The organism is Hephaestia caeni (assembly GCF_003550065.1).
GTDB classification, from domain to species: domain Bacteria; phylum Pseudomonadota; class Alphaproteobacteria; order Sphingomonadales; family Sphingomonadaceae; genus Sphingomonas; species Sphingomonas caeni_A.
Genome location: NZ_QXDC01000003.1, coordinates 616,414 through 637,106, shown reverse-complemented (window position 1 = coordinate 637,106; position 20,693 = coordinate 616,414). Strand labels below are relative to the sequence as shown.

Annotated in this window: 22 protein-coding genes and 1 tRNA gene; 11 read left to right on the top strand and 12 right to left on the bottom strand. The window is 63.9% G+C overall.

What is annotated here, in order from left to right; all coding sequences use genetic code 11:
• Positions 1 to 65 precede the first annotated feature (65 nt).
• Positions 66 to 995, bottom strand: coding sequence for a copper homeostasis membrane protein CopD (gene copD / locus DFR49_RS11470; protein WP_107394566.1), 930 nt, complete (start codon positions 993 to 995; stop codon positions 66 to 68).
• Positions 996 to 999: 4 nt separating this feature from the next.
• Entirely contained in the window at positions 1,000 to 1,383 is a 384-nt protein-coding gene (gene copC, locus DFR49_RS11465) for a copper homeostasis periplasmic binding protein CopC (RefSeq protein ID WP_107394567.1), read from the bottom strand.
• A gap of 128 nt (positions 1,384 to 1,511) precedes the next feature.
• Here copC and DFR49_RS11460 point away from each other — a divergent pair, with 128 nt between their 5' ends.
• The 5 genes from DFR49_RS11460 to DFR49_RS11440 all read left to right on the top strand — a co-directional run bounded on the left by DFR49_RS11460 (position 1,512) and on the right by DFR49_RS11440 (position 5,843).
• Complete coding sequence (locus DFR49_RS11460) at positions 1,512 to 1,790, top strand: hypothetical protein (protein WP_245896724.1); 279 nt, start codon at positions 1,512 to 1,514, stop codon at positions 1,788 to 1,790.
• A complete protein-coding gene (locus DFR49_RS11455) occupies positions 1,790 to 2,230 on the top strand; it encodes a periplasmic heavy metal sensor (RefSeq protein WP_107394643.1) in 441 nt (146 codons plus the stop codon). Before DFR49_RS11460 ends, DFR49_RS11455 begins: the two co-directional genes overlap by 1 nt.
• Complete coding sequence (locus tag DFR49_RS11450) at positions 2,227 to 2,793, top strand: RNA polymerase sigma factor (RefSeq protein ID WP_107394568.1); 567 nt, start codon at positions 2,227 to 2,229, stop codon at positions 2,791 to 2,793. Before DFR49_RS11455 ends, DFR49_RS11450 begins: the two co-directional genes overlap by 4 nt.
• A 63-nt stretch (positions 2,794 to 2,856) precedes the next feature.
• The gene (locus DFR49_RS11445) at positions 2,857 to 4,773 is read left to right on the top strand and encodes a copper resistance system multicopper oxidase (RefSeq protein ID WP_107394569.1); all 1,917 of its coding nucleotides are present in this window, start codon (positions 2,857 to 2,859) and stop codon (positions 4,771 to 4,773) included.
• Complete coding sequence (locus tag DFR49_RS11440) at positions 4,770 to 5,843, top strand: copper resistance protein B (protein ID WP_107394570.1); 1,074 nt, start codon at positions 4,770 to 4,772, stop codon at positions 5,841 to 5,843. The genes DFR49_RS11445 and DFR49_RS11440 overlap by 4 nt, the downstream gene beginning before the upstream one ends.
• A gap of 346 nt (positions 5,844 to 6,189) precedes the next feature.
• Here DFR49_RS11440 and DFR49_RS11435 read toward each other — a convergent pair whose 3' ends face one another.
• Together DFR49_RS11435 and DFR49_RS11430 are read right to left on the bottom strand one after the other, a co-directional pair.
• Positions 6,190 to 7,530, bottom strand: a complete 1,341-nt coding sequence (locus DFR49_RS11435) for a tyrosine-type recombinase/integrase (RefSeq protein ID WP_107394571.1) — start codon at positions 7,528 to 7,530, stop codon at positions 6,190 to 6,192.
• 167 nt (positions 7,531 to 7,697) lie between these two features.
• Positions 7,698 to 7,788: transfer RNA gene (locus DFR49_RS11430), tRNA-Ser, on the bottom strand.
• Positions 7,789 to 7,879: 91 nt separating this feature from the next.
• Here DFR49_RS11430 and DFR49_RS11425 point away from each other — a divergent pair.
• Entirely contained in the window at positions 7,880 to 8,731 is an 852-nt protein-coding gene (locus DFR49_RS11425; protein WP_119036390.1) for a peptidylprolyl isomerase, read from the top strand.
• A gap of 160 nt (positions 8,732 to 8,891) precedes the next feature.
• Here DFR49_RS11425 and ppc read toward each other — a convergent pair whose 3' ends face one another.
• From ppc to DFR49_RS11410, 3 genes are all read right to left on the bottom strand, one after another.
• A complete protein-coding gene (gene ppc / locus DFR49_RS11420) occupies positions 8,892 to 11,567 on the bottom strand; it encodes a phosphoenolpyruvate carboxylase (RefSeq protein ID WP_119035854.1) in 2,676 nt (891 codons plus the stop codon).
• 63 nt (positions 11,568 to 11,630) lie between these two features.
• Positions 11,631 to 12,086 carry an EF-hand domain-containing protein gene (locus DFR49_RS11415; protein WP_119035853.1) on the bottom strand — a complete coding sequence of 152 codons (456 nt, stop codon included), beginning with the start codon at positions 12,084 to 12,086 and terminating at the stop codon, positions 11,631 to 11,633.
• A 42-nt stretch (positions 12,087 to 12,128) separates the two neighbouring features.
• A complete protein-coding gene (locus DFR49_RS11410; protein ID WP_119036389.1) occupies positions 12,129 to 12,695 on the bottom strand; it encodes an HNH endonuclease in 567 nt (188 codons plus the stop codon).
• Positions 12,696 to 12,785: 90 nt separating this feature from the next.
• Here DFR49_RS11410 and gluQRS point away from each other — a divergent pair, with 90 nt between their 5' ends.
• On the top strand, positions 12,786 to 13,652 hold the full coding sequence (gluQRS, locus tag DFR49_RS11405) for a tRNA glutamyl-Q(34) synthetase GluQRS (protein WP_119035852.1): 867 nt from the start codon (positions 12,786 to 12,788) through the stop codon (positions 13,650 to 13,652).
• A 2-nt stretch (positions 13,653 to 13,654) separates the two neighbouring features.
• Here the strand turns inward: gluQRS and pdeM are convergent, their stop codons facing one another.
• Positions 13,655 to 14,317 carry a ligase-associated DNA damage response endonuclease PdeM gene (gene pdeM / locus DFR49_RS11400; protein WP_119035851.1) on the bottom strand — a complete coding sequence of 221 codons (663 nt, stop codon included), beginning with the start codon at positions 14,315 to 14,317 and terminating at the stop codon, positions 13,655 to 13,657.
• 85 nt (positions 14,318 to 14,402) lie between these two features.
• Here pdeM and DFR49_RS11395 point away from each other — a divergent pair, with 85 nt between their 5' ends.
• Positions 14,403 to 16,349 (top strand): potassium transporter Kup, encoded by a 1,947-nt coding sequence (locus DFR49_RS11395; RefSeq protein WP_425454949.1) that lies wholly within the window; start codon positions 14,403 to 14,405, stop codon positions 16,347 to 16,349.
• A 571-nt stretch (positions 16,350 to 16,920) separates the two neighbouring features.
• Here DFR49_RS11395 and DFR49_RS22460 read toward each other — a convergent pair.
• Genes DFR49_RS22460 through DFR49_RS11385 form a run of 3 tightly spaced genes read right to left on the bottom strand, consistent with a single transcriptional unit; the run spans position 16,921 to position 18,553 of the window.
• Positions 16,921 to 17,346 (bottom strand): hypothetical protein, encoded by a 426-nt coding sequence (locus DFR49_RS22460; RefSeq protein ID WP_211325907.1) that lies wholly within the window; start codon positions 17,344 to 17,346, stop codon positions 16,921 to 16,923.
• Entirely contained in the window at positions 17,346 to 17,906 is a 561-nt protein-coding gene (locus DFR49_RS21705) for a hypothetical protein (protein WP_147373682.1), read from the bottom strand. Before DFR49_RS21705 ends, DFR49_RS22460 begins: the two co-directional genes overlap by 1 nt.
• Positions 17,907 to 17,917: 11 nt before the next feature.
• Entirely contained in the window at positions 17,918 to 18,553 is a 636-nt protein-coding gene (locus tag DFR49_RS11385; protein ID WP_119035849.1) for an XRE family transcriptional regulator, read from the bottom strand.
• A gap of 120 nt (positions 18,554 to 18,673) precedes the next feature.
• Here DFR49_RS11385 and DFR49_RS11380 point away from each other — a divergent pair, with 120 nt between their 5' ends.
• From DFR49_RS11380 to DFR49_RS11370, 3 genes are read left to right on the top strand one after another with little or no spacing between them, the layout of a single operon-like run.
• Positions 18,674 to 18,934, top strand: a complete 261-nt coding sequence (locus DFR49_RS11380) for a helix-turn-helix domain-containing protein (protein WP_119035848.1) — start codon at positions 18,674 to 18,676, stop codon at positions 18,932 to 18,934.
• Between the two features lie 2 nt (positions 18,935 to 18,936).
• Positions 18,937 to 19,938 carry a ParB/RepB/Spo0J family partition protein gene (locus DFR49_RS11375; protein ID WP_119035847.1) on the top strand — a complete coding sequence of 334 codons (1,002 nt, stop codon included), beginning with the start codon at positions 18,937 to 18,939 and terminating at the stop codon, positions 19,936 to 19,938.
• Complete coding sequence (locus DFR49_RS11370) at positions 19,928 to 20,194, top strand: hypothetical protein (RefSeq protein ID WP_119035846.1); 267 nt, start codon at positions 19,928 to 19,930, stop codon at positions 20,192 to 20,194. Before DFR49_RS11375 ends, DFR49_RS11370 begins: the two co-directional genes overlap by 11 nt.
• A 51-nt stretch (positions 20,195 to 20,245) precedes the next feature.
• Here DFR49_RS11370 and DFR49_RS21700 read toward each other — a convergent pair whose 3' ends face one another.
• A complete protein-coding gene (locus DFR49_RS21700; protein ID WP_147373681.1) occupies positions 20,246 to 20,644 on the bottom strand; it encodes a hypothetical protein in 399 nt (132 codons plus the stop codon).
• Between the last annotated feature and the right edge of the window lie 49 nt (positions 20,645 to 20,693).

Genomic DNA, 20,693 nt, shown 5'->3' with positions numbered 1-20,693 from the left:
TTAATTCCTTTCGACGCCTCCCGATGTAAGGGTTGACATCATGTCAGGGTCAATAGCTAATCTCCTCAGCTCGATATCGGCGGCGCCAGCGTGCCCAGCCATGCCACGAGACCGAAGATGATCACTGCGAGGCCTCCCTCAATCAGCAGACTTCGACGAAGAACCTGGAGCGCGAGCCTGGTATCGCGCTGTTCGATCGCGAGGCTGAGGGCCGGCGTCAGACGATACCGATTCAGCGCGGCAAGCCCGAGCATCGCCGCGAACAACGCCAGTTTTAGAAGGAGAAGCAGACCATAGGTCGACTGCCAAAGCGAGGCGATATGAGCAGGCCCGATCAGGAAGATGCCGTTGCCAATTCCCGTTACGAGGAGCAAGCCGACGAGCACCGTGCCGGTGATCGCGAAGCCGCGCAGGCATAGGGCCGCGATCCGCACGCGCTGTATATCCGCCGTCACGGCCTTGCCGGCGACAAGCGTGAAAAACGCGGCGATCGCACTTAACCAGGCTCCAGCAGCCAACAAATGCACAAGGTCGGCGGCAAGCTGCACCCAGCCAGCGTTTCCCTCGCCCGCTGCTCCATGGCCCGACCATGCCAGAGTGCCCAACGCCAGCGCGCCGGCCACTCCGGCCGTGATCGTGACCGCCCTTGGTGCCCGGTCATATAGTGCTGCACACAGCAGCAGGACCAGCAACGCAGCGAGCCGGACCTGCAAGGCCGTGCCGAGCGCCGTCCCTCCAAGAAGATCGCGCAATAGCGCAAAGTCAGGGTGCAGGAGCGGCAGACCCGCCATCGAAGCAGCCTGAATCGCAAAACCGACAACGGACAGGACCGCGCCGATCAGCGCAAGGATAGCGATCATCGCGGCGATGGGCAGATATCCACGCTCAATCCGGTCTCCCCCTAAGGTGTAGAGGGCAAACAAGGGCAGCCCGAAAAGCAGGCCCAGATCGATGTAGAGCGCCCAGCGGATCGCGATGATCGCAATGTCCGTCACGGCTTCACTTCACCGCAAAAGCGAAATTGCCTTCGATGCGGTGTGTGTCGGCCGACACCGCGTGCCAGGTAACCTGATAGCTGCCCGTCGTAAGCGGCCGCGGGAGTGCGACGATCAGCGTTTTCCCGTCCGCGCCGGTTGATGTCTGAAACCCGGTGACCGCCATGCGGTGATTGGGCATACCCGGCATTCCGGTCATGATGACCTCGACGCCAGACAACCTCGGCATCAACTGCTCGCTAAAGGTCAGCGTGATCCGGGAGGGAGTTTCGACGCTGGCGTCGGCCGCAGGCGTTGTAGACACGAGCTTGGGGTGAGCGAGCGCTGGCGAGGCGAACAGCGCGCCCGCGGCGATCGCGGCGATGGAAAGACCACGAAGAGAAGGCATGAAACGGACTCCTTTACGGTAGGTATGATGGGATACGCAGTCGAAGAGCTGCCCCCTCAAAAATTTTCACACGTCAGTGGATGAGGGCTATTCCATGGCGCTGCGTAGTCTTGAGATGAAGACGGAGAATGAAAGTGACTGACGTCGAAACATTGCTCGCCCGATTGCGCGATGCGCCGCTCGATTCCCGGCTTGATGGTCTCGACGCGAGGGTGATGGCGGAGATCGCCGGTATCCAAACGGCGCCAAGTCTCGGCGCGACGGCTTTTGGCCTTGCTTCGGTAATGGCGTTGGTCGTCGGGATTGCCGGCGCTGCCGTTCCTGCATCACCGGCTGATGCCACTCCGATCTCGCCGTTCGATGCCAATCAGGCGCTCGCGCCTTCGACCTTGCTCGGAGCGCAATGATGCACAACCGCCGCCGCCTCGTTCTGCTGGTCCTGCTGACTTTCGCTGTGGCAATCGCGGGGGTGGTGATCGGCCGTGTTTTCGTGGTGCCTGACCGTCCCGTTGAGACGGAACTCCATGAGCTGTTGCATCGCGATCTGAAGCTCGATGACGCGCAACGCGCCCGTCTCGACGTCATTGAGAATAACTATGCCATTCGCCGACAGGCGCTGGAGTCCCAGTTGCGCGCGGATAATGCGCGGTTGGCCGAGGCGATCGAGGCCGAGCATGGCTATGGCCCGAAGGTCGCCGCCGCCGTCGATCGTTCGCACCAGTCTATGGGCGAATTGCAGAAAGAGACGTTGCAGCACATCTTTGCGATGCGCGCCGTTCTCAGGCCCGATCAGACGTCGAGGTTCGACGCCGCAGTCGTGAAAGCGCTCACGGCAAAGAAGCAGTGACCCTTGCATTCCCCGGCTGCTCGGACGGGGAGCTTGCAGCTCTGGCGTTGGCGGGCCGGCAAGCAGCGTTTGCCGAGTTGGTGCGACGGCATCAGTCCTGGGTTTATCGCCTCGCATATAGTCATGTGCGGGACGCGGACGAGGCTGTAGATCTCGCTCAAGCGAGCTTCGTTGCCGCCTTTGCAGCATTGCGCCGTTACGACACCGCGCGCTCCTTCCGTGCCTGGCTTTCGCGCATTGTGATAAACAAATGCCGTGACTGGCACCGGCGTCGCGCCGTTAGAAGGATGTTTGCTTTCGCGCTGCCGATCGGGGAAGCGCACGATGTCGCGGATGAAACGCCGTGGCCCGATCACGCAATCGGTGCGAAAGCAGAACTTGCGCGCACAATGGAAGCGATTGCTACGTTGCCGGCCACGCTCAAGGAGGTCTTGATCCTGCGGACGATAGAAGAGCGATCGGAAGCGGAGACGGCCGAAATCCTGGGCATCAGTCAAAAGGCCATCGAGACCCGGCTTTACCGCGCCAGGACGCGCCTCGCGGAAATTTTGAAAGAAATCTGAGGGGGCGGCGGTCTCGCTGCGTATTCGAAATAACCCCCTCGAATTTAAGTAGAGCCGCCATCAATGAATACAATTCTGGACCGCCGTCAGTTCATGCGTGGCGCCGCAGTCGCCAGCGGCAGCCTGGCACTGGCGCAATGGTTTCCTGCTTGGGCACAGACTGCCTCCGAGGGGCTGCGCCCAACGCTTCCCACGCTCTCCGGCGAAGACATCACGCTCACTATAGCTCGTCAGTCGATGACGATCGATGGTCGCCCGTTCCGCGCCATCGGGATCAACGGAACGGTGCCAGCGCCACTGCTGCGTCTCCGCGAAGGGCAGCGGGTTCGGCTCAACGTCGTCAACCAGCTCGAACAGGACAGCTCAATCCACTGGCACGGATTGCTCGTGCCAGCGAAGGACGACGGCGTGCCGGGCGTTTCATTCCCCGGCATCAAGCCGGGATCGAACTATCTCTATGACTTCCCTGTCATGCAGAGCGGCACCTATTGGTATCACAGCCATTCGGGTCTTCAGGAACAGGAAGGGCATTACGGGCCCATCATCATCGACCCGGCCGGGACCGATCCGATTGCCTATAACCGCGAGCATGTGATCGTGCTGGCCGATCATAGCCCGCTCAGCCCCGAAGCGATTTTTCGTCGTCTCAAGGTCGACCCCGGCCATTTCAACTTTCAGCGGCAGACCCTGGCGGGGCTGTTTTCGGGACGCGATCAGGCGCTCAATGAACGCCTCGATTGGGGCCAGATGCGGATGGACCCCACCGACATCTCTGATGTGACTGGATCGACCTATACCTATCTCGTCAACGGCCATGGCCCCTTCGACAACTGGACCGCGCTGTTCACGCCGGGCGAGCGGGTTCGTCTGCGTTTCATCAACGCTTCGGCGATGACCACCTTTAACTGCCGCATTCCCGGCCTGAAGCTCTCCATCGTGCAGGCCGATGGGCAGAATGTCATGCCCGTGGAGGTCGACGAGTTCCAGATTGGGGTTGCCGAAACCTACGATGTCATCGTCACGCCGGCCGAAGACAAGGCGTTTACGATCGTGGGCGAGGCGATCGACCGCTCGGGCATGGCGCGCGCCACGCTGGCTCCGCGCGTTGGCATGACCGCCGAAGTGCCGCCGCTGCGCCCCCGGCCGGTGGCAACCATGAAGGATATGGGCATGGATATGTCCTCCATGCCTGGCATGGAAAGCATGGACATGACTGGCGGCGGCGCGCGTGGCGTTGACCCGAGCGCCGAGCAGAACGCTTCGGGACGCCTCAGTGCTGCGGTTATCGCCGCCGCGCCCTCCGCCATGGATCACGGTGCGATGTCGGGGATGGATCACTCGTCCATGGCCGGAATGGACCATTCTGGCATGGCCGGCGGCATGGCGGGCATGGACCATGGCGCTGGCGGGCATGAGATGGGCGCAATGAATATGCGCGACTTCTCGGCCGCGCCACAAGTCGATCGCAACCCCGGCGTTCAGACCATATCCCCGATGCCTGTCGATCGCACAGGTGAGCCGGGCCAGGGGCTGGAAGATGTCGGCCACAAGGTGCTGGTCTATCGCGATCTCATGGCGCTGGAGAGAAACCCCGACGTCCGGGCACCCAGCCGCAGCATCGACATCCATCTCACCGGCAACATGGAGCGCTTCATGTGGTCGTTCGACGGAAAGAAGATGTCCGATGTGCATGAGCCGATCCCCTTTACCGAGGGCGAGCGGGTGCGCGTCAATCTCATCAACGACACGATGATGGGTCATCCGATCCACATTCACGGCCACTTTTTCGAGTTGGTCACCGGCCATGGCGATCACTCGCCCAGGAAACATACGGTCATTGTCCAGCCCGGCGGCAAGGTGAGTTGGGATTTCACCGCCAATGCGGTCGGCGATTGGGCCTTCCACTGTCACCTGCTCTACCACATGCACGCGGGTATGATGCGTATCGTAAGCGTCCGCCCGCGGGGAGGCGTGCAATGATCCGGCATCTCCCGATGATCGTCAGCATGACGGCATTCATGGCGACCACGCCCGCCATCGCGCAGGATCATTCGATGCACGGCATGCAGACGCCGGGCGCGCAATCGTCACAGCCTGAGAAGCCCAAACAGGACGCGCCACAAGCTGACCAGCCAGTGCCGGCACGGGACGACATGCCGGGCATGGATCATTTCAGTCATGATACTGCCGCGTCACCGGCGCCCCAGAGCGCAGATACGCGAACCATGGAGGACATGTCTGACATGGAAGGCATGGACCATTCCGGGCATAACATGAGCGGCGCATCCGGCATGCAGATGGTCGGAACCGCGTTGCCGGTCGGCAATACACCGCCGCCGCCGGCCCCGACTGACCATTATGCCGATCGCGATTTTCCGGCAGCGGAGATGGCGCAGGCCCGTTCCGCCATGATGAAGGAGCCGACCTTCAGCCAATTGCTGCTCAACATCTTCGAATACCAGGCCAACAAGGGGCACGACGGATACCGCTGGGAAGGCGAAGGCTGGTATGGCGGTGACATCAATCGCCTGTGGATCAAAAGCGAAGGCGAAGGCGAATTTGGGCGCGGCATCGACACGGCCGAGGTCCAGGCGCTCTATAGCCATGCCATCGATCCTTATTTCAATCTTCAGGGCGGTGTCCGGCAGGACTTTGGACGCGGTCCCGATCGCACATATGCGACCATCGGCTTCGAGGGGCTGGCTCCCGGATACTTCGAGGTGGAAGGCGCATTATTCCTCTCCACAAAGGGCGATCTGCTCGGCCGGGTCGAAGGCTATTACGATCAGCGCATTACACAACGTCTCGTCTTTCAACCGAGTGTAGAACTGAATTTCTCGGCGCAGAATGTGCCGGAAAACGACATCGGTTCGGGATTGGTCAACTTCGAGCTGGGCGGCAGGCTGCGTTACGAGATCAGTCGCCAGTTCGCGCCCTATGTCGGTATTTCCTATCTTCAAAAGACTGGGGGCACCGCACGGCTTGCCCGCCTTGCAGGCGAAGATGTTCACGCGACCAGTTTCGTGACCGGTGTTCGCTTCTGGTTCTAGATGCGGGGTCGAGCAACTTGCTTGCGAACGCCGGCGCCAGCACTTTCGTGTCCGCTATGCGCAGCAATTAAAGTCTTCTGGCTCAATCAGTCATAGGATGTGGTTGCCGCCCTCCTGGATGGCGTCGTTTTACCCATCTGCCGTTCCGTCCTGCCGCAAGGTGACGATCCAGCCGGTCAGCCCAGCTGGACCGCATCGTTCCTTGCTAGCAGCTCCTTCTCTCCGGTTTCCGGCACCGTCGTCTCGCGGCGGCCACAGCGAGCGTTGCGTCGGCAGCACGAACAGTGTGAGCAGCATCACCGAGAACCTGTCAGATTTTCTTCACATTTGACGGGCTTCGGCAATTTCATCCTGCCAACGTAACCTGCGGAAAGCGAAAATCATCTGGCAGTTCAGCAGGAACTCGCCGCCGCGAAAACTCGCCGGTTTTCTTTGCCGGCCGGTGAACAAGGACGGTTGGCGGCGGCAGGGTTGCTATCAGCTTGTCTGCCCAAATCACGGCCAGTTCGCGACGCCGTTCCAGATAGGCAGCCCGGTTGTATGCTCCTTCGACCTTTTCCTTGGGAACATGCGCCAGCATCAGGTCGATGATTTGCCGGTCATGCTTCTTGCCGTTCCGCTCCGCCCACTCGTTCATAATCGTCGAGAACGCCGCACGAAATCCATGCGGAACGTGATGCCCATGATAGCCCGCCCGGTTGAGCAGATAGCCGATCGCGTTCTCGCTCATAGGCCGATGACCGTGGCGATTGCTGGGGAACAGCAAGGCGCCGCTGCCGGTTAAAGGCCATAGCGCGCGCAGCACTTCGACGCTTTGGCGAGCCAGAGGAACAAGATGATCGCCGCCGATCTCGTTCTTGCGCTCAACGTCGCCTTTCATCCGGGCGGCCGGGATACGCCATAGCGGCTCTGCGTCATTCAGGTTCTCGAACTCCTCCCAACGCGCACCCCGGATTTCGTTAGGCCGCACCGCCGTCAACGCCAGCAACCGAAGTGCAAGACGGGTGATTGGGCGAGCATAATCCTCTTCGGCATCGTTTATCATCTGCCGCAAACGTCCAAGATCGGTGATGGCCGGTTGGCGTCCTTTGCGGAGCGGTTTCAATACCGCGCCCAGCTTCTCGGCGGGGTCTTTTTCGGCAATGCCCTTGGCGATGGCATGAACGAACACGGCGGAGATACGCTGCCGAACCCGCTTGGCGGTTTCAATCGCGCCCCGGTCCTCAATGCTTTTCAGCGCCTCAAGGATTTTGGGAGCGGTCAATTCCGAGATCGGCAGATCGCCGATCAGCGGAAACACGTCCCGTTCCAGGCTACGCAGAACATCGTCGGCATGGATTGCTGCCCATTGTGCTTTTGCGTTCTCATGCCACTCGCGCGCCACGCGCTCGAAGGTATTACGACCTGCTTCGAGATTGGCTTCGATCCGCAGCTTCTTGACCACGGACGGGTCTTTCCCCTCATCGAGCAAGGCACGGGCATCATCACGCTTGGCACGAGCGTTCACAAGGCTGACCATCGGGTAGATGCCGAAGGCCATCGTCTTTTGCTTACCGTCGTAGGCGTAGTTCCATTTCCAGAGCTTCGAGCCGTTGGGCTTCACCAGAAGGTAGAGCCGATGGCTATCAGTCAGCTTGTATGCCTTGTCGCGCGCCTTGGCTGCGCGGATTTTTGCGTCGCTCAACATTGTCATCTCCGAGACCACGTTTTTCCGGTGCCGGGACCACGAATCAGAACCACGCCATGAGTGGAGGCGTGCGGACGACTGTGGCCGACCTGATCCGCTAAACGTCAGATTTCAGAGGAAAAACGTCAATCCGGGTGGACTTCTGTGGACCCCTATGGAGGGGGTCCTGGCGGAGCGGGAGGGATTCGAACCCTCGATACGGTTTTGCCGTATACTCACTTTCCAGGCGAGCGCCTTCGACCACTCGGCCACCGCTCCGCATCGCTGGAACGCGCCGCCTAGCGGGTGGCGATGCGATCGGCAAGCGCGGCGATTGCCACCCGCGCCGGCGCCGGGCATGGTCGCCGCCATGATCGCTCCCTTGCTCGTTCTGCTCGCCGCCGCGCAGGCCGCCGCCGTGCCCGCGCCTTCCGACCCGATCGCCGCCGACTGGAAGCCGATCCCCGACGACGAGTTGATGGTGATGACGCTCGGCGACGGACATCGGGTCGTGATCCGGCTCGCGTCGGCCTATGCGCCCGAGCATGTCGCCAACCTCAAGCGGCTGGCGGCAGCGCGCTGGTGGGACGGCGAGAGCGTCTACCGCGTGCAGGAGAATTGGGTCGCGCAATGGGGCGATCCGACCGAGAAGAAGCCGCTGCCCGCCGATATCGTCGCGCGGCCCGCGGCCGAATATGAAATCGCGGGCTTTGCGCCCGCGCAACGGATGCGCAAGGCCGACGCTTATTCGACCGCCTCGGGGATCACCGCCGACGGCTGGCCGGTCGCCACCGACGGCAAGGCGGCGTGGCTCACGCATTGCTACGGCATGGTCGGGGTCGCGCGCGACGTATCGCCCGATACCGGCACCGGGGCTGAATTGTTCACGCCTATCGGCCAGTCGGCGCGACGGCTCGATCGCAATTATACGGTGGTCGGGCGGATCATCGAGGGGATGCAATATCTGTCCGCGCTGCCGCGCAGCGGGGCCGAGATGGGTTTCTACGCGACCGAGGCCGAGCGCACGCCGCTCGCCAGCGTTCGGCTGGCCAGCGACATCCCCGCCGCCCAGCGTCCGCATTACGAGTATCGCGCGGCGGACAATCCGCGCTTCGGCCTCGCGATCGCCAAACGCGAACGGCCCGATCCACCGATGGTCGCGATCGGTGCAAGCGTGTGCGACGTCCCGCTCGCGACGCGGCGCGTGGAGACGGGCGGCTGAATTATCGTTTGGGGCGGAGCTATAAAACTTCCCGTCACCCCGGACTTGTTCCGGGGTCCAACGCGCCTCCGGCAGCGGCCTCGCTTGTGGCGCCTTGGATGCCGGAACAAGTCCGGCATGACGAGGTAGGTCAGGCGATTGCGGATAGGGTATTCGCGCGTTACCCCGAGTTCCTGAGCGCCGTCGCGATCGCGTTGATCGAGAGCAGGATGCCCTCGCCGATCCGCGGATCATCCTCGCCCGCGCGGTGGCGCTTCATCAGTTCGATCTGGAGCAGGTTGAGCGGCTCGATATAGGGCAGGCGCAGCCGGATCGAGGTGTCGAGGCTCGGATGCTTTTCGAGCAGCCGCGCCTGGCCGGTGATCTCGAGCAGGCCGTCATGCGTCGCCCGCCAGCCGTCGCGGATCTGCGTGAACACGCGGTCGCGCAGGCCCTCGTCCTCGACCAGCCCGGCATAATGGCCGGCGATGCCCATGTCCGATTTGGCGAGCACCTGCTCCATATTGGCGAGGCTCGCGGCGAACAGCGGCCAGCCTTCGGCCATCTCGGCGAGCAGCGCCTTGTCGTCGAACGCGGCGATCGCCTGCCCGACGCCGTACCAGCCGGGCAGCATCACGCGCGCCTGGCTCCATGAGAACACCCAGGGGATCGCGCGCAGATCCTCGATCCGGTCGGATTTCTTGCGGCTCGCCGGGCGCGAGCCGATCTTGAGCCCCGCGATCTCGGCGATCGGGGTCATCTGGCGGAAGAAGGTGGTGAAGCCGTCGGTACCGTAGACGAGATCGCGATAGGCGTGGAAGGCGGTATCCGACAGCCGGTCCATCGCGCCGGAAAAGCGATCGTAATCGCGGTCCGACAGCCGCTCGGGTTCGAGGCTTGCGAGCAACGTCGCCGAGGCCATCGCCTCGAGATTGACCATTGCGCTTTCGCGGGTGCCGTATTTGGCGGCGATCACCTCGCCCTGCTCGGTGATGCGGATGCGGCCCTGGACGGTGCCCGGCGGCTGCGCGCGGATCGCCGCGAACGCCGATCCGCCGCCGCGCCCCACCGCGCCGCCGCGGCCGTGGAACAATTGCATCCTGACGCCCGCCGCCGCGAACACCGGCGCCAGCGCGCTCGATGCCTTGGACAATTGCCAGGTCGAGGTGATGTAGCCGCCGTCCTTGTTCGAATCGGAATAGCCGATCATCACTTCCTGATACCCGCGCGCCGCGGTGATCGTGGCGATCTCGGGCAGCGCGAACCAGTCGGCCATCACCTGCGGTGCGGCCTCCAGATCGGCGACCGTCTCGAACAGCGGCACCGCCATGATATCGGCTTCAGGCGTCTCGCCCGGCCGGTAGAGCCCGGCTTCGAGCAGCAGCAGATTGACTTCGAGCAGATCGGAGACCGAGGTCGCCATCGAGACGCAATAATTGACGATCGATTCCTTGCCGTATCGCGCATGCGCCTCCGCGGCGGCCTTGATGATTGCCAGTTCGGATTGCGTCTCGTCCGAATAGGCCGCGTAGGGGCTCGCCAGCGGGCGCGGATTGGCGAGTTCGCGGCGCAGCAGCGCGACGCGCGCGTCCTCGTCGAGCGCAGCATAATCGGGTTCGATGCCTGCGACGCGGAACAATTCGGTGATGACGCGCTCGTGCACCGCCGAATTCTGCCGCATGTCGAGCACGGCGAGGTGGAAGCCGAAGGTCTCGACCGCGCGGATCAGCCGCCCGAGCGCGCCGCCCGAGCCGAGCTTGCCGCCGCCGCTGCCGCCCAGCCCGTGCGCGATCGCGACCAGATCGGCGCGCAGTTCGGCCGGGGTCGCATAGGGCGTGCTCTCGTGCGTCACGTGGCGCGGGGCAGGCTTGCCGGTGAAATGGGTGTAGGTGGCGGCAAGCCGGGCGTAGATGCCGGTAAGCGCGCGCCGGTACGGCTCGTCGGCGCGGCTCGGTGCATCGTCGCCGCTCTCATCGGCCAATTCGGTGACGGCGGCGTCGATCGCGGCGTGTTCGCTCGAAATCGACAGTTCGGCGCCGAGTGTGTGGACCGCGTCGAGATAGAAACTGAGCACCGCCTCGCACGCGCGGCCAAGCGCGGTGCGCAGCGAATTGGCGGTGACGAAGGGGTTGCCGTCGCGATCGCCGCCGATCCAGCTTCCCGGCTTGAGGAAGTTCGGGCTGCGCTCGCCGAGCGCGCGGTCCCAGCGCTGGTAAAGCGCGGGCAGCGCGGGCAGGAATACGTCGCGCAGATAGGAAAGCGCGGTTTCGACCTCGTCGGCGACGTAGAGCTTTTCGCGCCGCAGTACGCGCGTCTGCCACAGAAGCGCGATCTGGCGCGTGATCGCCTCGTCGACATCGTCGCCGTCGGCCGTCGCGGTGAGTCCGCGATCCTTGAGTGCCATCAGGTCGGCGATCCGGTTGCGATGGTCGATCATCGACTTGCGCCGAACCTCGGTCGGGTGCGCGGTCAGCACCGGCGCGATCAGGCCGTGGTCGAGCAGGTCGATCACCGCGTCGGTGCCGATCCCCTCGGCGTTCAGCCGGGCGATCGCGGCGGCGAGATCGGCATCCTGCTCGGTCGCGACGCCCTGCCGGTCCTCGGCGAGGTTGGCAAGCATCGAAAACAGCATGAAGCCGCGCGTAAAGGACAGCGTGTCATCGAGGCTCAGCCGCTCGAGCCCAGGGTCGATCGCGTCGGCGCCCACCACTCCGCGCGCGCGATCGACCGAGGTTGACCGGATATATTCGATCCGCCGGAACAGCGCGTCACCGCCGTAGGCGCGGATGACGTCGCCGAGCAGCGTGCCGAGGAAACGGATGTCGGGATTGTTCGCGATCGGGGGAAGGCTGGCCATAGGGGCGCCTTGCTGCACCGCGGCAGCGCCAGGGTCAACCTGTACCGGCGACGAAGAGGGGCGTCAGGGTGTCCCGCTCTGGTTGGTCGCAGCCGCTTCGGTGGCGTTCGCGATATCGCCGTCGGCGTCATCCTCGCCCTGGTCTTTCGGAATATCGGCGGCCGCGCGTTCCTCGCTGGTCAGCACCTGATCGTGATTGGTATCGGCGGCATCGAAGCGCGCCATCAGCGCGTCGAAGAATTCGCCGCTGGTGACCTTGCCGTCCTTGTTCTTGTCCAGCTCGGCGATCCGATCGGCGTAGCGGGGGGGCCATTCGTTGCGTTCGAGGATCGAATCGCCGTTGACGTCGAGCCGGTCGAACCGCTTGTCGAGATCCATCCCGAAATCGGCGCGCCCGAGCACGGTCGGCGGGCGGAACCCGGCCGCCACGGCGGCTTCGGCGTTGCGATCGGATTCATCGTCGTGCGAGCAGCCCAGCAGCGCGAGGGGCAGGGCGGCGAGAAAGAGAACAGTCCGCATGATGCTATGAATGCGCGGTCGCGGCGGTGAGGGCAAGTCCGTTCACGCCTCCAGCTCGATGCCCCAATACAGCCAGTCGCGCCAGGTTTCGTGCAGGTAATTGGGCGGGAAGCCGCGACCATGCTCCTGGAGCTGCCAGCTCGTCGGCCGGATCGGCGCGACGTGGAGCGGCATCCGCGCCTGTTTGGGGGTCCGCCCGCCTTTCCTCAGGTTGCACGGCGCGCAGGCGGTGACGACATTCTCCCACGTCGTGCGGCCGCGTTGCGCGCGGGGGATGACATGATCGAAGGTGAGGTCGCGGTTCGACCCGCAATATTGGCAGGTGAACTTGTCGCGCAGAAAGAGATTGAAGCGAGTGAAGGCGGGGAATTGGGAAGGTTTCACATATTGTTTGAGCGCGATCACCGAAGGCAACTTCAGCCGCGCGGTGGGACTTCGGACCTCGCGTTCGTAATGGTCGACGATAGCGACGCGATCGAGGAACACCGCCTTGACCGCGGTTTGCCACGGCCACACGCTCAGCGGATAATAGGAAAGCGGGGTATAATCGGCGTTGAGCACAAGCGCGGGGCAGCTATCCGGGTGCCGGATCAGATCGGGATGGTACATGCGCGTTCCCTGCTGCTTCCGGCCGGGGGTCGCCCATTCGGATGACGTCGTCATGACAGCACAGCGCGCGACTCGCGGTCAAGGGCCGCGATGAAAGCGATATCGGGGAACGGTGTCGTCACGCGATTCGCGCCGAGCCCGACCGGCCGGCTGCATCTCGGCCATGCCTTCTCGGCGATCCGTGCGCACGATGCCGCGCGCACCCGCGGCGGGCGGTTCCTGCTCAGGATCGAGGATATCGACGGCACGCGCAGCCGCCCCGAGCATGTCGAGACGATCCTCGCCGACCTCGCCTGGCTGGGGCTGGACTGGGACGGTGAGGTGCTGTTCCAGTCGCACCGGCTCGACGTCTATGCCGCCGCGCTCGAGACGCTGAAGGCGCGGCGCCTCGTCTACCCCTGTTTCTGCACCCGCGCCGATATCGCACGCGAGGTCGCCGCGAGCGTGGCGGCGCCGCACGGTGTCGATGGGCCGATCTATCCGGGCACCTGCCGGCATCTGTCGGATGCCGAGCGCGCGGCGCGGCGCAGCGAACCGCACGCTCTGCGGCTCGACATAGCGCGCGCATGCGCGGTCGCGGGGCCGCTCGGCTGGTATGACGAGCGGGCCGGCGCGCAGGTCGCCGATCCGGCGGCGCAGGGCGACGTCGTTCTCGCGCGCAAGGACGCGCCGGCGAGCTATCACCTCGCGGTGACGATCGACGATGCGGCGCAAGGCGTCACGCATGTCGTGCGGGGCAAGGATCTGTTTGCAGCGACGCATGTCCATCGGCTGCTCCAGGCGCTGCTCGGCCTGCCGACGCCGGTCTATCACCATCATGCGCTGCTCACCGACGCCACCGGCGCCCGGCTCGCCAAGCGGAGCGGCGCCCCGACGCTCGCCGAGCGGCGGCTGGCGGGCGAGGACGGCCGCGCGCTCGCCGAGTCGTTGCGCCGGGGCGACGTGCCCGAAAGCTGATCTCAGGCCGCGATCGGAAAGCGCAACAGACGATCGTCGAGCGGCACCAGCGCTTCGGCGCCCACGCCCACCGCGCGCAGGATTTCGGGATGATCGGCATCGAGCCCGCCGGTGAGCGCGCCGAACGCGGGCAGGATCAGCTTGGTCCCGGTCGCGACGAAGCAGCGCCGCGCCACACGGCGGCCGCGCAGCGTCATCCGCAATTTGGGATGGAAATGGCCCGAAAGCTCGGGTCGCGTCTCGCCGGGCACCGCTTCGTGGCGAAGCACCAGCCCTTCGACCTCGGCCTCGTCCATGATCTCGCCGCCGCAATGGTCGACCAGCGCGGCATCGTGATTGCCCGTGATCCACACCCAGCGCCGCCGCGTCGTGAGCGTGCCCAGCATGGCGCGCGCGCGTTCGGGCAGGCGCGTGCAGCCTTCCGAATCGTGGAAACTGTCCCCCAGGCACCAGATTTCGGCGGGCGCGATGCGTTCGACGAGCGCGGTCAGGTCGGCAAGCGTCGCGATCGAATCGTACGGCGGCAGCATCTGTCCGCCGCGTGCGAACCAGCTCGCCTTTTCGAGATGCAGGTCGGCGACCAGCAGCGCGTCGCGCGCCGGCCAGAACAGCGCGCCTTCGCGCAGCGCGACGAGATCGTGGCCAGCGAACGAAAAGCGAACCATGCGGCCGCTATGCCGCGCCGGCGCGCGCCGATCAACGGTGATGCGGCGAGGCGCTGACAGCGTCGCTGCGAGCGCCTAGAAGGCGATTTCGGAAAGCAGGGGACGCACCATTTCGAGCATCGCCGCCAATCATCATTCAGCCGAGCCGGGCCGCACGCGGCTGGCGCTGACGCTCGGGGCGCTGGGCATCGTCTTCGCCGACATCGGCACCAGCCCGATCTTCGCCTTCCGCGACGTGCTGGGGCAGATGGGCGGGCGGATCGGTGGCGACGAGATCATGGGGGTGCTCAGCCTCGCGATGTGGTCGCTGATCATCGTCGTCTCGATCAAATATGTCGTCGTGCTGATGCGCGCCAACAACCAGGGTGAGGGCGGGGTGCTTGCGCTCGCCGCGGTCGCGCGCCGGGTGACGGGCAATCGCGCGCGCGCCGCGCTCATCCTGGGCGCGATCGGCGCGGCGATGTTCTACGGCGACGCGATCATCATCCCCGCCTTGTCGGTGCTGGCGGCGTCCGAGGGCGTCCGCACGATCCCCGGCGCGGGCGTCGGGCAGGGCGTCGCTTTGCTGCTGACGATCGCGATCGTGATCGCGCTGTTCGCGGTGCAGGCGCGCGGCCAGCGCCGGCTGCTCCGCCTCGCCGGCCCGATCTGCCTCGTCTGGTTCGGGGTGATCGCCCTGCTCGGCCTGGGGCACGTCGTCGGCAATCCGGTCGTCCTAAGGGCCTTTTCGCCCGTCTATGCGATCGCGTTTCTCATGCACCACGGCATCATCGGCTTCTTCGTGCTCGGCGCGATGATCCTGACGGTTGCGGGGGCAGAGGCGGTGACGGCCTATATGGGGCGATTCGGGCGCGCGCCGATCCGGCTCGGCTGGTTCGCGATCGTACTGCCCGCGCTCGCGCTCAATTATCTGGGGCAGGGTGCGCTCGCGCTGACCTCGCTCGATCAGGCGATCACGGCCGGGGTGCCGTTCACCAACGACAACTGGTTCTTCCTGCTCGCCCCGCCCGCCGCGCGGATCCCGCTGGTGCTGCTCGCGCTGGTGACGACGGTGATCGCCAGCCAGATGGCGATCGACGGCGCCTATTCGCTCACCCAGCAGGCGAGCCAATTGGGGCTGCTGCCGCGCCTGCGGGTGCGCCGCACCGTCGCCGACGGCACCACGCGCATCTATCTGCCCACGGTCAACTGGCTGATGATGATCGGCGTGCTCGTGCTGCTCGTCCAGTTCGGCGAATCGACGCGGATGGCGGCCGCCTACGGCATCGCCGTCAGCGGCACGATGACGGTGACGACCGCGCTCGCCTATATCGTCGTGCGGCAGCGCTGGCGCTGGGGCTACCGCCGGGCATTGGTGATGCTGGCGCCGTTCTTCGTGCTCGATTGCATCCTGCTCGCCGCCAACCTGCTGCGCGTGGTCGAAGGCGGCTGGGTGCCGCTGCTGGTCGCGGCGTTCATCGGCCTGTTGATCGCGACCTGGGTGCGCGGGCGCGGCATTGTCCATGTGTTCGAGCGCCGCAACTCGATCCCGATGGCCGAGCTTGCCGCTGCACTGGCGCGCCGCCCGCCCGAACGCGTCGAGGGCACCGCGGTGTTCCTCACCGCCACGCCTGAAAGCGCGCCCGGCGCGCTGCTCCACAACCTCAAGCACAACAAGGTGCTCCACGAGCAGAATCTGATCGTCGCGGTGCACACCGCCGATCGGCCGTTCGTGCCGCTCGACGAGCGCATCAAGGCGACGCGGCTCGACGACAATTTCTCGACCGTGACGTTGACCTACCGCTTCATGGAATCGCCCGACGTGCCGCGCGCGCTGGGGCTGGAGGCCGATCGCAAGCAGGTCGTGGTCGATTCGACCAAGGTCTCGTTCTTCATCGGCCGCAACACCTTGAAGCCGTCGAAGGGCGAGGGGATGCCGCTATGGCAGGATCGGATCTTCATGTTCCTGCAACGCAACGCGTCGGACCCGACCGATTTCCTCAACATCCCCCCGGGCAAGGTGCTCGAACTGGGCGAGCAGGTGACGGTGTAGAGGAGAGGGCGTTGCCGAATCCGGTTGCGGCGCCGGCCCTCTCCCCCTGTTAGTTGACACTTCATTCTGGAGTGACCGGGGTTAGGCGGGATCGGCCGGGATCAGGGTGTTCCAAACGGGGTTTTCCGCGCTTTTCGCGGGTTTCTGTGGCCCGTCGCGGGCTTTGCGGCGATTGGACCGCTGTCTAGAGTGACCGGCCAATTAGACACTCCTTTGACAAGAGAAGCTGGAGTCACGCCGTTTTGAGAGGGTGCCTTTTGAAAAGCGTCTCAGCGGCGGATTTGCGACGGTTGAGGCACCTCTTAAGCGTCTATCGCCGGCGCCGCCGCCGCCGATCGTCCATTAGAAGTGGGCGGCGGACCGTCCCACTTGCCGTTTCGGCCGCCCACTTCCGTGTACGCGGCTGATTTCCGGGGGTTTCGGGTCATATCTTGTGTGCAGCGGCGCGCACCGCAGGCGAATTAAGTGGGACGCTTTTTCGGTGATCAAAGCAGCGACGATGCGAGGGCGGCGAGGATCAACGTAGTGAGGATCGCGGCTTCGACCTCGATCGCGGTCGGCCGGCGCCACCTCATTCCGGGCGCCAGGGATCGCGGGCGCCGAGCAGGCGTTCGTCGACGTTGAAATATTGCGCCAGGCGTAGCCGATCGTCCTCGTCGAGCCGCTCCGGCGAGCCGCGGCGGATGAATTGCTGGAGATAGGCTTCATTGCGGCCGAGGAGGCGCGAGAGTTCGGCCATGCTGGCGTCGCGGGCGCGGATCAGCTCGGCGAGGTTGCGGCGCGCGGCGGCGGGATCATCCGACGCGCTCAATTCCTCGACGTCGAGATCGAGGTTGCGAAGGCGCTCGGGCATGGTGAGCAGTTTTGCCGCCGCCGCCTCAATTGCCTCGGCACGCGTCGGCCACGATTCGGCGGAGCCGATCGACACCCCTCGCATCACGATCATGGCGCCGAAACCGTTGCCTTTGGCCTCGACGATGATCCTGACCTCGGTCATTATTGGTCTTCGGAGCGCGCGGCGGCGCATTCAGAACCATCATGCATTATAGAAGCGAGCCCAGAAAGGTTGATCGTGCCACGCTCCTCTATTTTTCCAACAAAGTTGGCTGGATATTTCCAAGACGAGACATGGACTTCGATTGAAGGGCTTTCCAAAAAATCCACCAAGTCAGTTTCTTCGCTCCACTCGTGCCAGAAACGTTCTCCCGGCGAGCGATACTCCGCTTGATCGCCTAAATGCCGCCCCTCAATACGCGAGGTTCGTTGACGATCGAAGAACGTGATTTCCAAGAACGGTGTTCCTAAGCCTAGTTTACTAGAGACACCAAGGGGAATGGGCGCAGGCAATCCGTCGGCTGGCTTAACAGCTTTACACGTCACACCGTATTTTGTTTCGAATCGCCATAGGCGCCACCCTCCTTCTTCCTTAGCCAGACGAGCATAGACTCCTTCGTCAACCTCCCGCTCCTGTCCGACCACCCAATTTTCGTATATCGCCCCTTGCACTGGCATCGCGATCACGGCGATCGCCAACGCCGCCCCCAGAACCCCCTTCATTCCCGCTCCCCCTAAACATTGCGACCGATGAAGATCACCCGGCCGACGATGTTGATTTCCTCATGGTGCGCCTCGTCCGGCGGCACGCGATCGTTGTCCGATAGCATTTGAACGCGCTCAGCGCGAACGCGCAGCCGCTTGATCATCCCGATATCCCCGATCGTGAGCGCCCAGAGCGCATCCTGCTCGCGCACCGTGCGCTGGCTGCGATCGATCAGCACCATGTCGCCGTCCAGCACCGTCGGCACCATCGAATCGCCGCGGCCGCGCGCGATCGTCAGTAGTTCAGCCGGCGTCGCCGTGATCGATTCGAGCCACGCCCTAGGGAAGTGATGCGTGCGGACCTCCACTGGCCCGTCCGTATATGTGCCGCCCAGGCCATAGGCGAGGTCGATTTCCTGCACAGGCCGGAGATCGAATGCTTCGATGTTTTCGGCTCGACTGAGAGAGCGCCGAATCTCGTCGGCTATCGGCGATGTCGAGCGCTCGCCGAACAAACCGATCAGGTCGATTCCGTTGCTTTCCAAACGATAGAGATATTCAGCGTTAGGCGGGGTTTTGCCAGCCTCATACTGTTGTTGGCTGGTGATGCTCACGCCTCCCAGCGCCCCAAAATCCTTTTGATTCAAGCCACGATCGACGCGCATTTCCCGAATTCGCTGCCCTAACCCGGCGAGGCGCGAAGAAATAGCCCCCGTCACGCTTGCGCTGCCCGGAATTCCGTGTAGAACATCGAATTCTTGTTATTGATGACAGGAATTCTGTTTATGACGCTCCTTGAGCGTGCACATCCCGAGGATATCAAAGCGGTGATCCGCAAGCGGTATCGTTCGCTCGCAGCGTTCGAGCGCGCCGAAGGGCTGGCACGAGAATCGGTCTCAGAAGTTTTGCGCGGTCGCCCAAGCGCGCGCACCGCCGCAGCGATCGAACGCGTTCTGCGCGAGCAGGCGAAGGAAGCCGAATCCATAATTCCGGTTCCTACCAACATCGCAGTCGCGCTGCATCGTCATAATGCGGAGGCGCGCTAGACATGGTCCACACAGCCGCAAATGAGGCACGGCCGGTCGGCGGCGCCGCGCTCGAAGAAAATCCGGTCGAGCAGATCGTGTCGATCCGCGTCGATCAGATCGACGTCAGTGGTCGTTTGCGCGAGGTCGATCCGGTCTACGCCGAGATGATCGCCGCGTCCTTATCGCGAAACGGCCAGGAAGACCCGATCAAGGTCTGCCGGCTCCCCGGCCGCGATCACTGGACTCTGGTTGTTGGCGCTCATCGTGTCGAAGGGGCGCGGCTCGCCGGCATCGAATATCTCAAAGCCATCGTTGTCGGCGCTGGCCGGGATGAACGCCGCCGCCGCGAAGTGATCGAGAACCTTCATCGACGCGATCTCGATCCGTTCGATCGAGCGATGTTTATCGCCGAAGAGATCGCGCTGCTGAAGGTTCGCGCGGGCATCGATCCCGAAAAGAATGGGCGGACGGCCTCTGCTCATGCGCGCTGGGACAAAACGACCGCGCAGGAGTTGAAGGACGATGCTGCAGATGCAACCGCCACGATGGCGGTTGCATACGATTTCACCGATCGCGTTGTCGCCGAACTCGGCTTTTCGAGACGGCTCATCGAGCGCGATTTGATGTTGGTTCGGCGCCTTTCGGCGTCTGTCGTCGCGAAGCTGCGCGAGGAACGGCATCCGATCCTCAAGGTGCAGAAGGAGCTGCTGCGGCTCGCGGAGATGTTGCCTGACGAACAGCGCGAAGCGGTCGAATATCTGACGTGGCGGACGCATTCGAGCGGGGTCGGGCCGGTGGCGAAGGTCGCCGAAGCAGCGGCGCTCGTTCGGAATAATCCCAAACCAAACAAATCGCCCGAAGATAAGCGGCTCGATGCGGTCATCGGCGCTGTCACGCGAATGTCGCGCACCGAACGCCTTGGCCTCGTCCAGTCGCCGACTTTTCAAAACCTGTTACCCGCCGAAGCCCGCGATCTTCTCGCGCCGCTGCGGCTTGATGGGGAGAACGTCGATGACGCATGAACATCGCCATCTGGATGTCAATGGTCCGGCACGTGATCGGCTTCGCGAAGCATTTGACGCCTGCACCGATGACCTCGCGGCTATGTATGGGGCGCTGACGTGGCCGCAAAAAGCCACGTTGCTCGGCGCTATTGTCGCCGCGGGCGATCATCCTCCAGGGTTTTCCGTACGGTTCGACGTTTCGTCGATCACCAGCGCTGAGCACGAGTATCTTCGCAAGCTCGGCGCCGTCCCGCTGGCGGGAGACGGCGCATGAAGGCGCCGTTGCCGTGCGCGATCAGCGTGGTTCGCGCCGCGCGGCGCGCGATCAGAGCAATGCGTCCCGTAGATCGTCTGCTGATGGGTCTAGTGGAAGCTGAAGAAGCCGCTCGGAGGCGCTTCGAAGTGCTTTCCGATATGGCAGACCCGTCACGTCTTCAGCCGTTTCAGCGATCGCTATTGCGTTGGTTGACAGGTGAACGAGAAACTGAAGACGAAGCCACAGAAGCGGCTGGTGATCTCGATCAATCTTCGCCCATTTCGCCCGGAACGGCTTCGGGTCGAGGCCCAGCAGGGCGGTTGCTTCCTTCCATTCCGACAATGGTGCCCGAGCCCATTCGGGCTGATCGAGCAAATCGGCTGCCTGGCGACGTTGCTGAGCCGTCAGCAACTCCGCCAGATCACGGCCGATCGACCGCCATGCGTTTTCATAATTGTGCAGGCTCACCGACGCTCTCCCCTTCATCGCAATTGGCGGACGATAGCACGGGAGGTGG

What these genes read in the sequence shown, in the direction of transcription:
- copC (WP_107394567.1), bottom strand. Translation starts at nt 1,383, where the DNA reads ATGCCTTCTCTTCGTGGTCTTTCCATCGCCGCGATCGCCGCGGGCGCG.
- DFR49_RS11460 (WP_245896724.1), top strand. Translation starts at nt 1,512, where the DNA reads ATGAAAGTGACTGACGTCGAAACATTGCTCGCCCGATTGCGCGATGCG.
- DFR49_RS11455 (WP_107394643.1), top strand. Translation starts at nt 1,790, where the DNA reads ATGCACAACCGCCGCCGCCTCGTTCTGCTGGTCCTGCTGACTTTCGCT.
- DFR49_RS11445 (WP_107394569.1), top strand. Translation starts at nt 2,857, where the DNA reads ATGAATACAATTCTGGACCGCCGTCAGTTCATGCGTGGCGCCGCAGTC.
- DFR49_RS11440 (WP_107394570.1), top strand. Translation starts at nt 4,770, where the DNA reads ATGATCCGGCATCTCCCGATGATCGTCAGCATGACGGCATTCATGGCG.
- DFR49_RS11435 (WP_107394571.1), bottom strand. Translation starts at nt 7,530, where the DNA reads ATGTTGAGCGACGCAAAAATCCGCGCAGCCAAGGCGCGCGACAAGGCA.
- DFR49_RS11425 (WP_119036390.1), top strand. Translation starts at nt 7,880, where the DNA reads ATGATCGCTCCCTTGCTCGTTCTGCTCGCCGCCGCGCAGGCCGCCGCC.
- ppc (WP_119035854.1), bottom strand. Translation starts at nt 11,567, where the DNA reads ATGGCCAGCCTTCCCCCGATCGCGAACAATCCCGACATCCGTTTCCTC.
- DFR49_RS11415 (WP_119035853.1), bottom strand. Translation starts at nt 12,086, where the DNA reads ATGCGGACTGTTCTCTTTCTCGCCGCCCTGCCCCTCGCGCTGCTGGGC.
- DFR49_RS11410 (WP_119036389.1), bottom strand. Translation starts at nt 12,695, where the DNA reads ATGTACCATCCCGATCTGATCCGGCACCCGGATAGCTGCCCCGCGCTT.
- gluQRS (WP_119035852.1), top strand. Translation starts at nt 12,786, where the DNA reads ATGAAAGCGATATCGGGGAACGGTGTCGTCACGCGATTCGCGCCGAGC.
- pdeM (WP_119035851.1), bottom strand. Translation starts at nt 14,317, where the DNA reads ATGGTTCGCTTTTCGTTCGCTGGCCACGATCTCGTCGCGCTGCGCGAA.
- DFR49_RS22460 (WP_211325907.1), bottom strand. Translation starts at nt 17,346, where the DNA reads ATGACCGAGGTCAGGATCATCGTCGAGGCCAAAGGCAACGGTTTCGGC.
- DFR49_RS21705 (WP_147373682.1), bottom strand. Translation starts at nt 17,906, where the DNA reads ATGAAGGGGGTTCTGGGGGCGGCGTTGGCGATCGCCGTGATCGCGATG.
- DFR49_RS11385 (WP_119035849.1), bottom strand. Translation starts at nt 18,553, where the DNA reads ATGCGCGTCGATCGTGGCTTGAATCAAAAGGATTTTGGGGCGCTGGGA.
- DFR49_RS11380 (WP_119035848.1), top strand. Translation starts at nt 18,674, where the DNA reads ATGACGCTCCTTGAGCGTGCACATCCCGAGGATATCAAAGCGGTGATC.
- DFR49_RS11375 (WP_119035847.1), top strand. Translation starts at nt 18,937, where the DNA reads ATGGTCCACACAGCCGCAAATGAGGCACGGCCGGTCGGCGGCGCCGCG.
- DFR49_RS11370 (WP_119035846.1), top strand. Translation starts at nt 19,928, where the DNA reads ATGACGCATGAACATCGCCATCTGGATGTCAATGGTCCGGCACGTGAT.